At 59.6% G+C, this 17,336-nt stretch carries 18 protein-coding genes; 4 read left to right on the top strand and 14 right to left on the bottom strand.

All coding sequences use genetic code 11. From position 1 onward, the window contains the following. Window position 1: 1 nt before the first annotated feature. From phnK to phnG, 6 genes are read right to left on the bottom strand one after another with little or no spacing between them, the layout of a single operon-like run. Window positions 2-772: a phosphonate C-P lyase system protein PhnK gene (gene phnK, locus FIL88_RS11235; RefSeq protein ID WP_142853965.1), complete on the bottom strand. Its 771-nt coding sequence runs from the start codon at window positions 770-772 to the stop codon at window positions 2-4. Further along, window positions 769-1,626, bottom strand: a complete 858-nt coding sequence (locus FIL88_RS11230) for an alpha-D-ribose 1-methylphosphonate 5-phosphate C-P-lyase PhnJ (protein ID WP_142853964.1) — start codon at window positions 1,624-1,626, stop codon at window positions 769-771. The genes phnK and FIL88_RS11230 overlap by 4 nt, the downstream gene beginning before the upstream one ends. Next, entirely contained in the window at window positions 1,623-2,216 is a 594-nt protein-coding gene (locus FIL88_RS11225; RefSeq protein ID WP_142853963.1) for an HAD family hydrolase, read from the bottom strand. Before FIL88_RS11225 ends, FIL88_RS11230 begins: the two co-directional genes overlap by 4 nt. Continuing rightward, the gene (locus tag FIL88_RS11220) at window positions 2,213-3,301 is read right to left on the bottom strand and encodes a carbon-phosphorus lyase complex subunit (protein WP_142853962.1); all 1,089 of its coding nucleotides are present in this window, start codon (window positions 3,299-3,301) and stop codon (window positions 2,213-2,215) included. The genes FIL88_RS11225 and FIL88_RS11220 overlap by 4 nt, the downstream gene beginning before the upstream one ends. Then, window positions 3,301-3,864, bottom strand: a complete 564-nt coding sequence (phnH, locus tag FIL88_RS11215; protein WP_142853961.1) for a phosphonate C-P lyase system protein PhnH — start codon at window positions 3,862-3,864, stop codon at window positions 3,301-3,303. Before phnH ends, FIL88_RS11220 begins: the two co-directional genes overlap by 1 nt. Next, complete coding sequence (gene phnG / locus FIL88_RS11210) at window positions 3,864-4,319, bottom strand: phosphonate C-P lyase system protein PhnG (RefSeq protein WP_142853960.1); 456 nt, start codon at window positions 4,317-4,319, stop codon at window positions 3,864-3,866. The genes phnH and phnG overlap by 1 nt, the downstream gene beginning before the upstream one ends. An 81-nt stretch (window positions 4,320-4,400) precedes the next feature. Here phnG and phnF point away from each other — a divergent pair, with 81 nt between their 5' ends. Beyond that, window positions 4,401-5,123 carry a phosphonate metabolism transcriptional regulator PhnF gene (gene phnF / locus FIL88_RS11205; protein WP_142853959.1) on the top strand — a complete coding sequence of 241 codons (723 nt, stop codon included), beginning with the start codon at window positions 4,401-4,403 and terminating at the stop codon, window positions 5,121-5,123. Between the two features lie 2 nt (window positions 5,124-5,125). Here the strand turns inward: phnF and FIL88_RS11200 are convergent, their stop codons facing one another. From FIL88_RS11200 to phnC, 5 genes are all read right to left on the bottom strand, one after another. Further along, complete coding sequence (locus FIL88_RS11200; protein WP_142853958.1) at window positions 5,126-5,740, bottom strand: LbetaH domain-containing protein; 615 nt, start codon at window positions 5,738-5,740, stop codon at window positions 5,126-5,128. Beyond that, entirely contained in the window at window positions 5,740-7,053 is a 1,314-nt protein-coding gene (phnE, locus tag FIL88_RS11195) for a phosphonate ABC transporter, permease protein PhnE (RefSeq protein ID WP_142853957.1), read from the bottom strand. Before phnE (FIL88_RS11195) ends, FIL88_RS11200 begins: the two co-directional genes overlap by 1 nt. Beyond that, a complete protein-coding gene (phnE, locus tag FIL88_RS11190; protein WP_142853956.1) occupies window positions 7,050-7,925 on the bottom strand; it encodes a phosphonate ABC transporter, permease protein PhnE in 876 nt (291 codons plus the stop codon). Before phnE (FIL88_RS11190) ends, phnE (FIL88_RS11195) begins: the two co-directional genes overlap by 4 nt. Window positions 7,926-7,987: 62 nt before the next feature. Further along, the gene (phnD, locus tag FIL88_RS11185) at window positions 7,988-8,899 is read right to left on the bottom strand and encodes a phosphonate ABC transporter substrate-binding protein (RefSeq protein ID WP_142853955.1); all 912 of its coding nucleotides are present in this window, start codon (window positions 8,897-8,899) and stop codon (window positions 7,988-7,990) included. 57 nt (window positions 8,900-8,956) lie between these two features. Further along, window positions 8,957-9,772: a phosphonate ABC transporter ATP-binding protein gene (gene phnC, locus FIL88_RS11180; RefSeq protein ID WP_142853954.1), complete on the bottom strand. Its 816-nt coding sequence runs from the start codon at window positions 9,770-9,772 to the stop codon at window positions 8,957-8,959. 315 nt (window positions 9,773-10,087) lie between these two features. Between phnC and FIL88_RS16710 the strand changes: the two genes are divergently transcribed. Continuing rightward, window positions 10,088-10,270, top strand: coding sequence for a hypothetical protein (locus FIL88_RS16710; protein ID WP_185960916.1), 183 nt, complete (start codon window positions 10,088-10,090; stop codon window positions 10,268-10,270). A gap of 43 nt (window positions 10,271-10,313) precedes the next feature. Here FIL88_RS16710 and FIL88_RS11170 read toward each other — a convergent pair whose 3' ends face one another. From FIL88_RS11170 to FIL88_RS11160, 3 genes are all read right to left on the bottom strand, one after another. Further along, complete coding sequence (locus tag FIL88_RS11170; protein ID WP_142853952.1) at window positions 10,314-12,317, bottom strand: hydantoinase/oxoprolinase family protein; 2,004 nt, start codon at window positions 12,315-12,317, stop codon at window positions 10,314-10,316. Window positions 12,318-12,438: 121 nt separating this feature from the next. After that, window positions 12,439-13,329, bottom strand: a complete 891-nt coding sequence (locus tag FIL88_RS11165; RefSeq protein ID WP_142853951.1) for a DUF5666 domain-containing protein — start codon at window positions 13,327-13,329, stop codon at window positions 12,439-12,441. Further along, a complete protein-coding gene (locus FIL88_RS11160; protein WP_221931144.1) occupies window positions 13,326-14,141 on the bottom strand; it encodes a DUF6502 family protein in 816 nt (271 codons plus the stop codon). The genes FIL88_RS11165 and FIL88_RS11160 overlap by 4 nt, the downstream gene beginning before the upstream one ends. A 157-nt stretch (window positions 14,142-14,298) precedes the next feature. Here FIL88_RS11160 and FIL88_RS11155 point away from each other — a divergent pair, with 157 nt between their 5' ends. Further along, window positions 14,299-15,927, top strand: a complete 1,629-nt coding sequence (locus FIL88_RS11155) for an AMP-binding protein (protein WP_142853950.1) — start codon at window positions 14,299-14,301, stop codon at window positions 15,925-15,927. Further along, entirely contained in the window at window positions 15,924-17,240 is a 1,317-nt protein-coding gene (locus FIL88_RS11150) for a hypothetical protein (protein WP_246066691.1), read from the top strand. The genes FIL88_RS11155 and FIL88_RS11150 overlap by 4 nt, the downstream gene beginning before the upstream one ends. Window positions 17,241-17,336 lie beyond the last annotated feature (96 nt).

Genomic DNA, 17,336 nt, shown 5'->3' with positions numbered 1-17,336 from the left:
CTCATACCTGCAAAACAGAGCTAACAAGAAGTTGGCTATAGGCGTGCTGCGGATCATCCAGCACCTGGTCGGTGAGACCCGCCTCGACCACGCGGCCCGACTTCATGACCATCAACCGGTCCGCCAAAAGGCGCACCACGGCAAGGTCATGGGTCACGATGATCGCAGACAATCCCATGTCGCGAACAAGACCGCGCAGCAGGTCCAGAAGACGCGCCTGGACCGAGACATCCAGCCCTCCGGTCGGTTCATCCATGAAAACCAGACGCGGCCCGGTGACCAAATTGCGTGCGATCTGCAAACGCTGCTGCATGCCACCCGAGAAGGTCGTCGGGCGATCATCCACTCGGGATGCGTCGATCTCGACCCGTTCCAGCCAGTCGGTGGCCTTATCGCGGATATTGCCATAGTGGCGATCACCCACAGCCATCAGGCGCTCACCAACATTGCCGCCAGCACTAACGCCCATGCGCAGCCCATCACGGGCGTGCTGGTGGACGAATGCCCAATCGGTGCGGCTCAGCATCCGGCGTTCGGGCTCGGACATGGTTACCGTATCACGCGGGCCATCGGCACGGGTGTCAAATACCACCGCGCCCGCGTCAGGCTTCAAATGCCCCGCCATGCAATTCAGAAGCGTCGACTTGCCCGAGCCACTTTCGCCGACAATGCCCATCACCTCGCCGGGATACAGTTCGAACGAGACATCAGCGCAGCCAATGTGACTGCCGTAAAGTTTGGTAATTCCCTGAACGGACAACAAAGGTGTCATGCCGCGTCCTTTCCTGTGTGACCGGCGGCCTGCCGGGCCTCGCAAAAATCAGTGTCCGAGCAGACGAACATACGCCCGCCCGCATCGTCGGTAATCACCTCGTCAAGATAGCTGTGCTCGGCCCCGCAAAGCGCGCAAGGGTGATCCGCTTTCGAGGCTTCAAACGGGTGATCCTCGAAATCCAGACTGACGACATCCGTATAGGGCGGCAGCGCATAGATGCGTTGTTCGCGCCCCGCGCCAAACAACTGGATCGCGGCCATGTCGCCAAGCTTGGGGTTGTCGAATTTCGGGATCGGAGACGGGTCCATCACATAACGCCCCTCGACCTTCACCGGGTAGGCATAAGAGGTGGCGATATGGCCGTGGCGGCTGATGTCTTCGTAAAGCTTCACATGCATCAGCCCATATTCCTCAAGCGCATGCATCTTACGGGTCTCGCTTTCACGCGGTTCAAGAAAGCGCAAGGGTTCCGGGATCGGCACCTGATAGACAAGAATCTGACCTTCGCTCAGCTTCTCTTCCGGGATCCGGTGACGGGTCTGGATAACGCTAGCCTGCGCGGTCTTGGTGGTCGTGGCCACCTGCGCCGTGCGTTCAAAGAAGGTGCGGATCGACACGGCATTGGTCGTGTCGTCGGCGCCTTGGTCGATCACCTTGAAACGGTCCTCGGGCGTCAACACCGCGGCCGAGACCTGCACGCCCCCTGTGCCCCAACCATAGGGCATCGGCATCTCGCGGCTGGCGAAAGGCACCTGATAGCCGGGAATAGCCAGACCTTTCAGAATGGCGCGCCGGATCATACGTTTCGTTTGTTCGTCCAGATAGGCGAAGTTGTAAGCGCTTTCCGTCATAGAATCCCCCGTGTTTTCAGGCCTGCCGCAAGCGCATCAGGGCCTGTGAAATGGATCGCATCCATGCCGGCGGCCTTCGCGCCCAGACAGTTATGCAATCCGTCATCTGTGAAAATGCAGTCCGCGGGCTTCACCCCGGCCTTGGCGCAGAAGTGCTGATAGATCGCGACGCTGGGCTTCACCATGCCGACCTGACCCGAGACGATCGTGGTTTCGAAGACCTCGGCCAGTTCGGGATGCACTTTGCAGCCCTCGGGCCATGTCTCGGCGGACCAATTGGTGATGGCGAAGACCCTTACACCTGCGTCTTTCAACGCATAAAGGATATCCCACGTGCCCGCGATTTTCGCCGGAACCGTGCGCCCGTAACGTTCCACATATTGCGCCAGCCGCGCCGCATCATCGGCATCCGGCAGAAGCCCAGCGGCTTCAGCAAAGGTCGCGCCTGCATCGCAGGCATAGTTCAGCTTGTCGAAATGGGCCCGGTCAAGGAATGCGCGGGCTTCAGCCTCGCCCAGCTCGTCGCTCCACGCCAAAGCCGGATTCCAGTCAATCAAAACCGCACCGATATCGAAGACAACATGCTTCATTCCGCGGCCTCCTGCATCTGGTCTGCCCCGGCCTCGCGGCGCAGCTTGCGCACCAGCTCAAGCTCGGACTGGAAATCGACATAGTGGGGCAGTTTGATGTGCTCCAGAAAGCCCGTCGCCTGAATATTATCCGCGTGATACAGGACGAATTCCGCGTCCTGTGCAGGCGCGCCTTCATTGTCCTCGCCCAGCTCTTCCCAACGCAATGCGCGGTCCACAAGCGCCATCGAGATTGCCTTGCGCTCGGTCTGCCCAAAGACCAGCCCGTAACCTCGTGTGAATTGCGGTGGCTCGGTTTTTGAACCTTTGAACTGGTTCACCGTCTCGCATTCGGTCAGCGTCACCTCGCCAATCTCGACAGCAAAGCCCAGCTCGGGGATCTCCATCTCGACGGGCACCGCGCCGATCCGCAGCTCGCCCACGAAGGCATGGTTCCGGCCATAGCCGCGTTGCGTGGAATAAGCCATTCCCAGCGTAAAGCCCTCATCCGCACGGGTCAGGGCCTGCAAGCGCAGGGCGCGTTCGGCGGGCATCTCTAACGGCTCGCGCGTCAGATCGGGCGGGGTGGTGTCGTCCAGCGGCGCCTCTTCGATCAGGCCCTCTTGGTTCAGAAACTCGGTCACATGGGGAACGTCAGCAGGGGCTGCGCTGCGGGTCGGGGCCTCGGGCACCTCGCCATTGGCCGCCAACGTGAAGTCCAGCAGGCGGTGAGTATAGTCGAAGGTCGGACCCAGAACCTGCCCGCCCGGCAGATCCTTGAACGTGGCCGAGATACGACGATCACAGGCCATCGCGCCCGTATCGACGGGGTTAGACGCCCCAAACCGGGGCAACGTCGTGCGGTACGCGCGGATCAGGAAGATTGCCTCGATCAGATCGCCGCGCGCCTGCTTGATCGCCAGCGCCGCAAGGTCAGGATCATACAGCGAGCCTTCGGCCATGACGCGATTGACGGCAAGGCTAAGCTGTTCGCGAATTTGTGCGATGCTCAGTTCCGCAACCGAGGTGTCGCCCCGGCGTTCCTCGGCCAGCCAGGCATGGGCGCTTTCAATCGCGCGCTCGCCTCCTTTTACAGCAACATACATTATTGCACCTCGGTCGTTCGTGGCAGCGCGGCAAGGCGGTCACCACTGGTGAAGATGAAATCAAGTCCCAGCGGGAAATGCACATGATTGGCTTGGAAAGCCGCATCATCAGGCAAGGACAAGGACGCGCTGGTCTTGATGCCCGGGCCAGTCAGGGTCGCGCCCGTCTGGGTCAGGTCGGGCGTCTCGACAACCAGCGTAGCAGAGCGGTCGGGATATTGCGCCGTCCCGATCGGATAGACGGACAGGGGCATCAACGCCTGCCAGGTTCCCAGCGCAAACATGCAGGTCGCGGGACCGGTGATCGGCGCGCCAGTATGAAAAGCGATCCACGCCCGCACCGCGTCGCAATCCACATCCCCGGCCAAATAGATTGGCGTTTCCGTGTCGCAAAGTGTCAACAACACCGCCCCCGCCGCGTTCGACAGTGGCGCGGGCGGCGTGGCCCCGGCGATATCCTGCAGCGTGCCGGGGCGGGCCATCGCCTCCATCACGCTGCGAAAGGCGTGGGCTGACTGGATTGCCGGGTCGGCGAAACCGCCAGATAGAGTGTCTGCCTGCATCAGTCCTCTCCTCGTGCCAATGTGAAGAATTCAACTTTCGTTGCTGCCGCCTTGGCCGCACGGGCCGCTTTTGCGGCGGTCAGCTCTTGCATCAGCGGGTCCAGAACCGAAGCGCGCAGGGCGTCCGCGGCATCTGTTTGCATCAAGGCATCCACCAGCGCTGCGGCCTCGGCATCCGACTTGCGGCGGCCTTGGATATAGGCATGCCCGACCTCGCCGCTGGGCAGGGTCAGCGCGCAGCGCGTAACCGTCACCTCGCCCAGATTAAAGGGCGCGCCGGTGGCACCCGCACGGCCACGTACCATCGTACTACCGATCTCGGGCGCACGCAGCCAAGTGAAGCCAGGACGCGCCTGCGCCGTATCCAACAGCGCCGAAATCCGCCCTTCGGGGGCCTTAGCCAGAAGGCTCATCCAATCCTTACGAGGATTATTTCCATCAAAAGCGTCTTTCATCTCGACAACTTTTCCCATTCCTATACAACTATACACATATTACCACAAACGGCCTATGAAGACAGCGGAGATTTGTGAAGATTGCGTGACACTGCCCCTTCGAAGACCCCGATCTGGCAGGCCATCGCCAGCGCGTTGCGCGGTGATCTGGCCGAAGGGCGATACAAGCCCGGAGACAAGCTGCCAACCGAAAGCGCGCTGGCGGAACGGTTCGGCGTCAACCGTCACACGGTGCGACACGGCATCTCGGCCTTGGTGGATGAGGGGCTGATCCGAACCCGGCGCGGATCCGGCGCGTTCGTCGCCGCAACGCCCACAGACTATCCAATTGGCAAACGCGTCCGGTTTCACGAGAACCTGATTGCTGCGGGGCGCAGACCGGACAAACGTGTGCTGGATATCGAAGAACGTGCCGCAACCGAGGGCGAGGCAGCAGCCCTGCATATCGCGCCCGGCGATATGATCTGCACCTATCACGGCCTGTCGCTGTCGGATGGTCAGCCGATTGCCGTCTTTGAAAGCCTGTTCCCGCTCACCCGCCTGCCCGGCATCAGTGCCGCGTTCCAAGACAACAGCAGTGTGACCAAAGCCCTGCAGTCACAGGGCATTGCCGACTACACCCGTGCCACGACACGGCTGACAGCGGTGCGCGCGTCGGCCACACAGGCCTTGCATCTGAACGTGAACGAAGGCGATCCGCTGCTGAAATCCTCGGGCGTCAATGTGGATGACGCGGGCCAGCCGGTGGAATACGGGCGGACATGGTTCGCCGGGGATCGGGTGACGCTGACGTTAGAGGAGTAACGCTAGTCTTCGTAGCGCTCCAAGAATACCTCGGCGGGCAGCGTGCGGAAATCCTGAAGCGCAGCGCGGATCGCATCATGCGACCAATCCCACCACGCCAGCGCAATCAAACGATCCGCGACGTCGCGGGACTGGCGCAGGCGCAAAGGCTTTGCGGGCGTCCCGGCCACGATGGTGTAAGGATCCACATCCTTGGTCACCACAGCACCCGCGGCGACAACCGCCCCGTGGCCTACTGTTACCTCAGGCTTAATCATCGCCCCCGCACCGATCCATGTGTCATGCCCGATATGGGCCACGCGGGATTTACGATGTGCAAAGAACTCCTGATCCCGTCCCGCATCATCCCAATAGTCATCCGACCGATACAGAAAATGATGGCACGAGGCCGTGTCCAGCGGATGATCCGTCGCCCCAATCCGCGAGAACGCCGCGATGTTCGAGAATTTCCCAACCCGCGCATTGGCAATGTCCGCATATCGGTCGCAATAGCTGTAGTCACCCAGCACCGAGCCCGTCACACGACTGCCTTTCCCGATCTCGACATAGGCACCAAAAGTGCTGTCCACGATCTCGCATTCCGGGTGAATGAACGGGGTGTCAGACAAGCGCGCCATCAGTCTTTGCGCCCGATCAGTTTGCCGCGCAACCAGCCCGAGAACCAGTCCATGAACATCACCATAATGACGATCAGGACGATATAATAGGCGACTTCTTCCCAGTCTTTCTGGGTCTGGATGGCTTGGGTCAGCATCAGACCGATGCCGCCCCCGGTGATCGCGCCGATGATGGTCGCCGAACGGGTGTTGGATTCCAGGAAATACAGGATCTGCGCCAGCAGCACCGGCACCACCTGTGGGATCACACCGAAGCGATAGCGTTGCAGTGGCTTTGCCCCGGTCGAGCTAATGCCCTCGATCTGTTTCTGGTCCACATTTTCCAACGCTTCCGAGAAGATTTTGCCGAAGGTGCCCGTATCCGTGATCAGGATCGCCAATGCGCCCGTCAGCGGGCCGGGGCCAAAGGCGCGCGCCAGCACAACCGTCCAGATCAGCGCATCAACACCGCGCACGAAGTCAAACAGACGACGGGTTGCGGCGCGCAGCACCATTACCGGTGAGAACCGCTTGGCTGCCAGAAAGGCCAGAGGCAACGCGATCATGGCCCCGCCCATCGTGCCAAGAAAGGCCATCAGGATCGTCTCGCCAATCGCCCAAGCGACATCTTTGTGCCGCCACATCGGGTTGTTCCACCAATCCGACAGCGCCCCTGCGATATTCGAACGCGTGGGGTCCAGACGGTCGCCAAACAGGATCGTCGTAATCCCTTGCCCGTAGTATGGGCTGTCGAGGGTGAACCAGAACAGCTCCCACCCGGTGAAATAGTTGAAAACCTCCGACCGCGCGCCCGTCAGCGTGATACGACCCTCGGGCGTGGTGATGGCAATCCGCCGGTTCGACGCCGAGATCCAGTCGGGCAATTCCTGCGGCAAGTTGCTGATCAGAGTGCGCCCTTCGGCCTGCACCTCGATCAGCGGGAAGCCGGGAATTTCAACTTCGGTCCGGTTCTCAGGCAGATAGCGCACAATATGGTCGCGGCCCAGATCGATGGTGGTAACTTCGGACCCACTGACCCAATCGGGACGCTGGCCATCTGGATAGGTTCCCTTGCGCTCACCCTCAACGGAATAAACGACGTCTCCGCTTCGATTGTCGCGGGTCACGTGCACCTTGTGGGACCAACTGTCCGAGGCCAGCGTGACCGCATTGTTCAGATTGATCCGCCCGGCAAGCCCCGCAATATCGAAGGCGAAAAAGATATAGACGAAGTACAGCACGATGGCGACGGGAATGCTGAAGGCAAACAGGCGTTTGCGCTGAAACAGCGAGTCGGCGCTGTGCTTTGCGAAATCAAGATCGATAGCACTCATTGGCCCTGTCCTTCGGTCAGACGGTTACGGAAGCGGCTGGACAACTGATCGAAGAACACGATGGTGCCAAACAGCAGAACGAAGATCGCGCCCGCTTCGTCAAAGCGACCTGGGCCCCATGCCATTGCATTGCGCAACTCGTAGCCAAGACCACCTGCGCCAACAAAACCAAGGATGGCAGATGCGCGGATGTTGATCTCGAACCGCAGCAGGGCATAGCTGATGTAATTCGGGGCAACCTGCGGCAGGATTCCCAAGAGCATACGCTGGGACCATGTCGCCCCGGTCGAGGCCAAACCCTCGACAGGTTTCAAATCGGCATTCTCGGCCACTTCGGAAAACATCTTGCCCAGCGCGCCAGCGGTATGGATCGCGATCGCAATCATCGCAGGCACCGGGCCACCGCCCATCACAAAGATCAACACCAGCGCAATGACGATTTCCGGCACGGCGCGCATGATGTCCGAGATACGGCGAAACACCGGGATCAGGCGCGGCCACTTGGCCAGCCCTCGTGTACCCAGCAACGACAAGAACAAGCCTCCAAAGGCACCGAAAAGGGTCGACACGGCGGCGATGTTGATTGTCTCAATCAATGCGGGGAAGTATTTGACAATCAGCGCCGGAAGATCCGCGCGTTTTTCCCATGCCTCTGACAGCACATCTGCGGGATAATCAAAGATACGATGCAACCCGTCCCAGAACCCGCCCGCATTGCGTTGATCTGCAACATTGAAGCCCGCCACCATCAGGATGACAAAGATCATAAGCGCCAGCCCACCATAGAGCCTGCGTTTTTGTACCTGAGCCATATAGCTGGACTGGATGCTGTCCAAGCTGTGCGGCGCCGTGCCGATTGTTGTATCTGTCATTCCGTCCCCGCAAAGAAATATCGGCAGCCCCGAAGGGCCACCGATGTCGCCATAAAAATGACTTAGCTACCGATCTTCGCTTTGCGCGCTTCAACGATCGAGATGTAGGTCTCGTGAGTAACCGGCTTAGCGCCTAGGTTGTCTCCAGCAAACACGCCGTACGAGCACTCGGGATCGTTCTCATACAGGTTGTCGATCAGGTCGACCATTTTGGCTTTCACGTCAGCCGGCAGGGCTTTACGCAGAACAACCGGACCTTCAGGGATCACGGCCGATTTCCAGATCTGAACCAGATCGTTCATGTCGATCAGGCCTGCGTCTACGGCTTTGCGCAGCGCGCCCGAGTTATAGCCGTCTTCCCAGTTACCCTGACCGTCAGCCCAAGTGACGCCACCGTCGATGTCGCCATTGTTCACAGCAACAATGGTCTGCTCGTGACCGCCGGTGAACTTTACTTCGCCGAAATACTCGCCCGATTCCATCGTGATGCCGTCTTTGTATGTCGGGATCTCGATCGAGGGGATCAGATAGCCAGAGGTCGAGTTCGGATCGCCGAAGCCAAACACTTTGCCTTCCATGTCGTCCAGCGAGGTGATGCCGCTGTCCTTACGGGCGAAACCGATCGAATGATAGCCGATCGAACCATCCAGATTGACCTTAACCAGCACTGGCTCGACCGCTTCGGGGTCCTGCAGATAGGTGGCGGCATAGGACGAAGCACCCAACCACGACATATCCAGCGAACCGCCCAGCAGGCCCTGGATCACGCCGTTATAGTCAGCAGGAGTGAAGATCTTGACCGGGACGCCCAGCGCTTCGGTGGCATAGTCCGCCAGACACTGATAGCTGTTCACACGGTCTTGGGCGTTTTCGCCACCCAGCAGGCCGATGCGGAATTCGGTGATCTCTTCGGCAAATGCGCCCGAGCTCATGGCAGTCGTGGCAGCAAGTGCCAGTGCGAGGGTCTTTTTCATCAGGTTCTCCATTGATTGATGAAGGTGGCCCGCGCAAATCACGCGGGGTGAACTGGCTCAGATCCAGGCTTCCGCCTCGCGGACCTCGGGTCTGTCCAGAGTTTCGATTTCAGTGGATGTGGCGGCTTCGGAAAAATCGTCGCCAGCGCCATAGATATCGCGCGCCACACCGGTGGTCAGCTGCGCGGGCGTACCGTCAAAAACGATCCGCCCGTCCCGCATTCCAATCACGCGATCGCAATAACGACGTGCAGTATCCAGCGTGTGCAGATTGGCGATGACCATGCGGCCATCTTCTTCGTGGATGGTACGCAGCGACTGCATCACCACCTGTGCGTTCATCGGGTCAAGCGACGCAATCGGTTCGTCCGCCAAAATAATCTTGGGGTCCTGCATCAAGGCACGTGCAATGGCGACACGCTGTTGCTGTCCGCCTGACAGTGCCTCGGCGCGTTTAGGAGCCTGTTCGGCAATGCCCAGTCGATCAAGGATCTCGATCGCTTTGTGAATGTCGGCCTGCGGATATAAGTTGAATATCGTCGCAAGGGTCGAGCGCTTGTTCAGTGTCCCATGCAACACGTTCGAGACCACATCCATGCGCGGCACAAGGTTGAACTGCTGGAAGATCATGGCGCAGCGCGACTGCCAGTCCCGTTTGGCGGCACCCTTCATCAAGGTGACATCCTCGCCTTCGAAGGTAATGCTGCCCTCGGTCGCATCGCTGAGGCGGTTGAGCATGCGCAGCAGCGTGGATTTCCCGGCACCCGAACGCCCGATGATCCCGATCATCGTCGGCTTCTCGACCAAGATATTGGCCGCATCTACAGCGGTCTTATCTCCGAAGCGCTTGGTTAACGTGTCAATCTGCAGCATATCGCCCTCGTATTTTTCCGAGGTGGATAGGGCGATTAGACGACAAACTCGTGACGCTTATGATTCAATAACGCAACAGTTGCGCAACAGTAATGTGACAACCCCCGACGACCCGCACGACTACGCAGCTTAGTTATTGAAGGGCTATCCACCCATCGCCACAGAACCGTTACTTTATTGGCCATCTCGGGTTATCCTACTCGTATGTTCTTTCGCCATGTGTTTTTAGCTCTGATCGGTCTGACGGCGCCTTTAACGGCCCAAGCCTCAATAGCGGATATCAGGTGCGATGACCGCGCCAGAATTACCGACACGTTGAAAAATGCACTTGGAGCCGAACGCCGAGGTATTGGATTGCGCGACCCGGATACCACGCTGGAAGTCTGGGTAACGTTGCACAGCGGAGACTGGTTGATTATTCAGAACTACGCCAACGGTACATCGTGTATCGTCGCGATGGGCGAACACTGGGAAGACAGCTTTGCTGACCCCACATAGCTAGGTGCGCCATCTCCGGACGCAAACTCAGCATGTAGAGCACTTACCCCAAAGCGACGCGGGGTCTGCCGCTGGCTTCGACCATTACGGTGCACTCGACAAACACGTTCTGGCCCTCGATCTGAGCCGAGCGGATATCGCGATTGACGATCACACGGATATCTTCTGCACCAGCATCCTTTGCAGCAGTTTGAGCATCCGCGCGCAGATAGTCCTCCATTGCGACCATGGCCTGCTCTGCGTCCATGAAATCCTGCGGGCCGGTCGTCATGTGAACGCGGTATTTTCCCTCGGCAGGGGTGGTGACGGTACCCGAACGGCGGAAGGTGACGCGTCCGACGACAGCCCCGACAGCGTTCGCAACGCCAGCATGTTCGGGCAGCTGCATCTTGCAGTGCAGCCGTTCACCGACCGCCGGATAGTAAGATGGTGCCGAAGCGCCCAGTCCGACAATCTGAACATTCAGCGCTGCATCCAATGCCAACAACCCACGGTGACCCGCCAGTCCGCAACGGGTTAGAACATGGCGCGCCAGCACCTCGGGCGGCAGGCCGAAATCCTCCTGCTCTTCGGCGAAAGCGGTTTCCAACAGGGTCAGCGCCGTTTGTTCGGTCATCTGGTCAATGATTTTCTGCGCCATGTCTTCAGGCGAGGTCGCCAGTCGGTCGCCGCTGCCGACACGCTTACGCGAAAACAGCGTCAGCCCTTTGCGGGCAGCCTCGGCATCCCACGCATCCAGACGGCCCAGAACATGGCTGGCATCCGAAGGCGTCACGCCCGACACCTGCACGATGCCACGATCAACCAACCGTGTCAGCGCGCTGCCCTCTAACCGGGTTCTGAGCAACATGTTCAAGGGCATAATGTCGTCGCCAAGACGTTCAAGAATGGTTTCGGCCCGTGCATCAACCCCTTCGGTTGGGACGCCCAGAACCCGGCGCGCAAACCGCGCGTCATGCTCGCCCGGAGCACTGGCCCGCAATTGCTCGTCCAGCGCAGCATGCACCGCATCTGGGGCCTCGGCCGCGATCAGTGACACCGGAAGCACCCGGCGCGGCCCCAGAAAGACGCCACCTTGCAAACCTTCTGCAACGGGATGCACCTGACTATCGCCACCCAGACCGTGGGTGCGCATGGCGACGGCCTCGACCATGGTACGAAAGCCGCCAACCTGCGCCCCGGCGGGGTCAATCATCGGCTTTCCATCACGGATCAAAGCGATATCGGTCGTGGTCCCGCCAATATCCGAGACCAGCGCGTTCTCGGCATTGGTCAACCAGCGCGCACCAACGATCGAGGCAGCTGGGCCACTGAGAATGGTTTCAATCGGGCGGTCGCGCGCTTGCTCGGCGCTCATCAATGCGCCATCCCCCCGCACAACCATCATCGGCGCCTCGATCCCGATATTCCGAAGCGTATCCTGCGCGCGACCAATCAACCGGTCAATCATTCCGATCAGACGTGCATTCAAAACCGCCGTCACAGCCCGTTTTGGCCCGTTCAGCTTGGACGACAGTTGGTGCGAGCAAGTGACCGGCGCGCCCGTCACATCGGCAATGGCCTGCGCCACAGCCAGTTCATGCGCCGGGTTGCGGGTGGCGAATTGCGCGGCGACCGCAAAACCTGAAATGCCGTGATGCTCGGTAAGAAACGCATGAAGCGCGTCAAGATCCAGCTTGGCCGCTTCAGTGCCTGAATGGCTATGCCCGCCAGCAATCACCAAGGCAGGGTCGCCCTTCAAAGCGTCCCGCAGCCCGTGTTTTTCAAGGTCACTTTCGCGAAAGCCAATATATATAAGCGCGACACGCCCGCCCTGACCTTCGACCAAGGCGTTCGTGGCAAGCGTGGTGGAGAGGGACGCCATCGAAATCTCGGCAGGCGCAACATCGGCACTTTCCAGCACCGCCTGAATGGCCTTGCCCATGCCAATGGCAAGATCCGTGCGTGTGGTCAGGGATTTGGCGCTGGCAATGACGTCGGTCTCGTCACGGATCAACACCGCGTCGGTATAGGTTCCACCCGTATCTACACCCAAAGACAACGCCATAACTACTTCCTTATCTGACCACGCCCCGCCATAGCAGCGCCGGGGCCACGCAGATTGTCAAAGAGCGTCATTTTTCGCCGATTTCAAGCATCAGTCAGTCGCGCAGCATCTATTGTGTCGTCTATTGTGTGGGCGGGGCAAAACATGCGGACATGTCAGATGGCAGCGTACTGTCATCGATCTGAACCGGATACATTTGTCCATCACGGCTGCACACCAGTTGACGCACCACGGGGTCAATCATGCCCGGCTGATCCGTATAGGACAAAAGGTCCGACCCCAACAGCGTATACAGCCCAGACACCGTGGGGACCGAGAAATACCCCTCGGACAGAATGACCTGAGGTGTCGCAGCGAACACGCCGGTCTCGAGGCTTTGTACCTGAATGCCCGTTTCGTTCGCCGAACCAACCACCCGCACAACATGACCATCCTGAATATGGGTGGGCCACAGCCCTGTGATCTCTGTCCCGCCAATGGTCAGTGGCTGACCGGGCGTGACGTCAAAGACGCTGCCCTCGATCCGGGCGGGACTGTCATTGGCAACCCGATCAATGCGCGAGGCTATGACCTGCCCTTCCTGCCACAACCCGCTGATGGCAACCATATCACCCTGCCCCAACCCTGCGATCAGCTTGGGCTCGGCCTGGATCGTTGTGCCCAACACGTCGAATTGACCATCCGAAATGCTCTGTACCGGGCCAACAAGCGGGGTGATCTGACGAATATAAGATGCTTGCCAGCCCGCACCGTCAGGCGCAGCAACCACGGCGACCGTATGACCGGGCAACAATTGGGCCGCTGTGCTGACGGTGACGCCATCCGTCACCTCGAACTCTGGCGCGAAGCGAATATGCTGACCATTCACATAGATTGAGCCCAGCGCGGTAATCGTGCCCAGAATGCCGGTGCCAAGGATGCCACCCTCACGCTCGTCCTCTTCCGTCGCCATCGCCGCGGTCGACACGGCCAGCATCAGGACAGCAGACAGAAATGTTCGAAGCCAGCTCATTCCGTGTCCTTCTTGGTGTCTTGTTCAGGCAGCACATACGCCCCGGCAGCGAAACGGCCATGTACCCCCTGATCCGCGTCACGATCTTGCAGCTCACGCGCGCGGGCATTCAGGCGTTCTAGCAATGCTTGCGATTCCGCACGCGCCAATGCCTCAAGCTCGGCGACCGAGCCATCGCTGAGGTGAGAATATTTCACGACACGGTCGAAATGGCGGGTTTCGGTGGGTGCGGCCAGAAGGTTCTGAGTTGCAGCCGTCATATGGGTCGTCAATGTCGCACGGTATGCGGCGACCAGCTCTTTCGAACCGGCGCCGGGCACCAAAGCATTGGTGACAAGGTGCAGCCGGCCATCGTCGTCTTCTGTAACCGCACCGTGATCCAGCAGCGCCCGCCGCATCGTTCCCGGGGCCGCATCCAACCGCACGTGCCGCACCAGATCGTCAAACCCCGGCCCTTCAGAAGATATATCGCGCGGCAATGCGCGGGGGCGGTCGTTTTCCCCCAGAAAATCCGGCGCTGTGGCCCAGTGCCCAATCAGCAGTGCCAGCCGGTTTGCGGTTTTGCGTCCATCCGTCATCGGCGCGTCCGAGCGCAGACGGCGCACATCCTTGCGATGCAATCCGGTCATGACACTTACCCGACTGTCCGACACGTCTTCCCCCTGCGCCTCAATCGCCGCATTCAAAAGCGCCACTTTCATTGATTCTGTCACCGCCCCAACGGTTACACCATGGGCAACCATCGCCCGCGCAAGTGGTGCGAGCAGATCAGACAACGCGTCCGAAAACATGTCAGGCGTTTTTTCGCTCAATACAGATTCCCTTTCCCCTCAAGGAACTTACGACGAATTCAGCAGGATTTGTATCAGTTTCACACATGGACGTGAGGCGACGTCAGCCTTTGTGATGTGTAAATGGGTTTTTTTCCCATTACTACAATAGCAGACACACCAATAAGGAGATTTAGCCATGCAAGACCTTGCATCCGAGACCCAGCTCCATACCCCTCGCCAGAACTCCATTGCGCCAAGCGCTGCGAATCAACTCGATTTGCAGGCGCTTTCGGCCTTTGACCGCGACCGTTTCTTTCGCTTTGGATGGGGCCCATCCGTCACCCCCCGCTTCGCAACCATATTAGAGGGCTTCAGCTATTATGCGGCCCTACAACCCGACGTGACCGCTGCCGAACATCAGGGCGCGTCGATCACCTATGGCGCGCTGGATCAGGCGTCAGATCGGTTGGCGAACCTATTGGCCCAACAGGGCGTGAAGCGTGGCCAAGTGGTCGGCCTGTATCTGCAACGCTCGATCGAGATGGTCGTCGGTATACTGGCGGTCATGAAAGTGGGCGCAGCCTATGCTCCGCAGCATGTGGGCGTCGCGCCGATCGAGGGTCTGAAATACATCGCCAAACAAACCGAAGCTAAGGTTCTGCTGACCCTGTCGCGTCTGGCGGATGACGTGCCTGTTGACCGGGATCATCAGGTGCTGATTGCGATTGACGAGGTGATGAGCGACACATCCCGCCCGGCTATCGCGCCCCAAGGAAAGGACTATCTGCTGCAACCCGATGACCGCGCCATGGTGCTGTTCACTTCGGGCACGACCGGGGTGCCGAACGGTGTACAGGTGACGCACAGAAACCTGTGCAACATCCTTCAAACCCGCCCCGGCAATCTGGGCATGCGCCCGGGTCTGCGTGTGGGGCAGATCCTGTCCATCGCCTTTGATATGGCCGCGTGGGAGACTTTGGGTGCCCTGTCTAACGGCGCCACTTTGGTTATCCGTGGCAAATCGATTGCCGAAACCGCGGCCAAGGTGGACATCCTGATTGGCACGCCCTCGATCCTGAACACGTTGGACGTCGAAGGCTGCCAGCACATCAAGGCTGCCGCCGTCGCGGGTGAACCCTGCCCGCGCCCCTTGGCCGATGCATGGTCGCAATTCTGCACCTTCTATAACTCGTGCGGGCCGACCGAAACGACGATCATCAACACTGCCGAGCCGCACAGCGCCCACAAAGCCGAGCTGTCCATCGGCCGCCCTACCCCCAACAACACCGTTTATGTGCTGGACGAAGATCTGTCCCCGCTGCCAATTGGCGAGAAAGGCACGATGTGGGCGGGCGGTGACTGCGTGACCGCAGGCTATCTGGCGAACCCGAACCTGACGGATGAACGCTATCGCCCCGATCCGTTCCGCCCCGGCCACATAATGTTCAACACCCGCGATCTGGGATCGTGGACCGATGACGGAGAGCTTCTGCATCACGGCCGCGTCGACGATCTGGTCAAGATCTGCGGCTTCCGGGTCGAGCTGGACGGCGTATCCTCAGCGCTGGAAATGTCCGAGGGCTGCGAACAGGCGGTGACGTTGAAATATGACGACCGCAATCTGGTCAGCTTCATCGCGCCCGCGACGGCCGATCCCGAACTGGCGACCCAATCGGTCGTGGATCGGCTGCCCTATTACAACAAACCCGCCCTTGTGATGGCGTTGGACGAACTGCCCCGCACCGCACGCGGCAAGATCGACAAGCGTCTGCTCTTGGACATGGCCAAGGCCGAGGTTGAAACCCGTGGTGTGGAGCTGAAATGATGGCTACTGAATCAGTAAATATCGAAACAGCCGCCCCACGCTGGCGGCGCATCACACGTCACCCGGCCCTGATGGAATATCGCCGATTGGCCTTTCTGGTGGCAGTGGTCAACCTGACCGTCTTTGGCATCGGTCTGCGCGATGGATACTGGCATGACGGCACGGCTTATACGCTTGGCCCGATTGCCGACATGGCGCTGATCAACCTGTCACTTGGCATCCTGATCCGCCAGCAGCGCGTGGTGAATGCGTTGTTCTGGCTGGCGACCCGCATTCCCACCAGCTGGCCCCTTTGGATTCGCTGGGGCGCGGGCAAGGTCTTTCACTTTGGTGGACTACATTCCGGCGGCACCGTGACCGGCACGATCTGGTTTGGCTTCCTGTTGTTCGCGATGGTGGCGAACCGCGTTAGCGGCGCAGCGCTTCCGTCTGATCTGACGCTGGGGCTAAGCGCCACTATGGTTGGTCTGATGTTTCTGATGATCATCTCTGCCATTGGTCCGATCCGCGCGAAATTCCACAACACGTTTGAGGGCATACACCGTTTTGTCGGTTGGACTGTGCTGGGGCTGTTTTGGGCACAGACAGTCTCGATCACCCATGACATGGGGGGGACGCTGACACAGACCCCCGCCTTCTGGATGCTGCTGCTGATTACCCTGTCGATCCTGTCGCCTTGGCTGACCCTGAAGCGCGTGAAGGTCGAGATCGACAAACCCTCGAACCACGTGGTGATTGCTGGATTTGATTATGGCGATACGCCCTTCGCGGGCAGTTCAAACGCGCTGTCACATACGCCCTTTGGTCAGTATCATTCCTTCGCCAACATCCCTACGCCCGGCAAGCCCGGATACCGTCTGGCAATCAGCCGTGCAGGCGACTGGACCGGAGATTTCATCGACAACCCGCCAAGCCATGTGTGGGTGAAGGGGATCACCACATCGGGCGTTGCTCGGATAGAAAAGCTGTTCACCAGCGTCGTCTATGTGGGTACTGGGTCTGGCATCGGCCCCATCCTGCCACACCTTCTGAAAGGTATGGTGCCAAACCGTCTGATCTGGTCCACACGCAGCCCCCGGGCAACCTATGGCGATGCAATCGTGGACGAGATTGAGGCCAGCACCGAAAATCCGGTGATCTGGGATACGGATACGGACGGAAAACCGAACCTGTCTGCCCTTGCCCTGCAGGCGGTGCGTGACAGCGGGGCCGAGGCGGTGATCGTGATCTCGAACCAGAAACTGACGCGCAGGGTTGTGCATGACATGGAAAGCCTTGGCATCCCCGCCTATGGCGCGATCTGGGACAGCTGACGCGCAAAAGCCATCGAAACCAAGGTTCTGAAGCGGGTCACAACGATCCGCTTCGACCGGTCGGGTAATTTGAACGTGATGGTGATCGAGGGCTAG

The sequence above is a fragment of the Aliiroseovarius halocynthiae genome (genome assembly GCF_007004645.1).
Taxonomy (GTDB): domain Bacteria; phylum Pseudomonadota; class Alphaproteobacteria; order Rhodobacterales; family Rhodobacteraceae; genus Aliiroseovarius; species Aliiroseovarius halocynthiae.
Note: the sequence above shows the minus strand (reverse complement) of the source record. Positions and strands in the feature narration are given on the sequence as shown.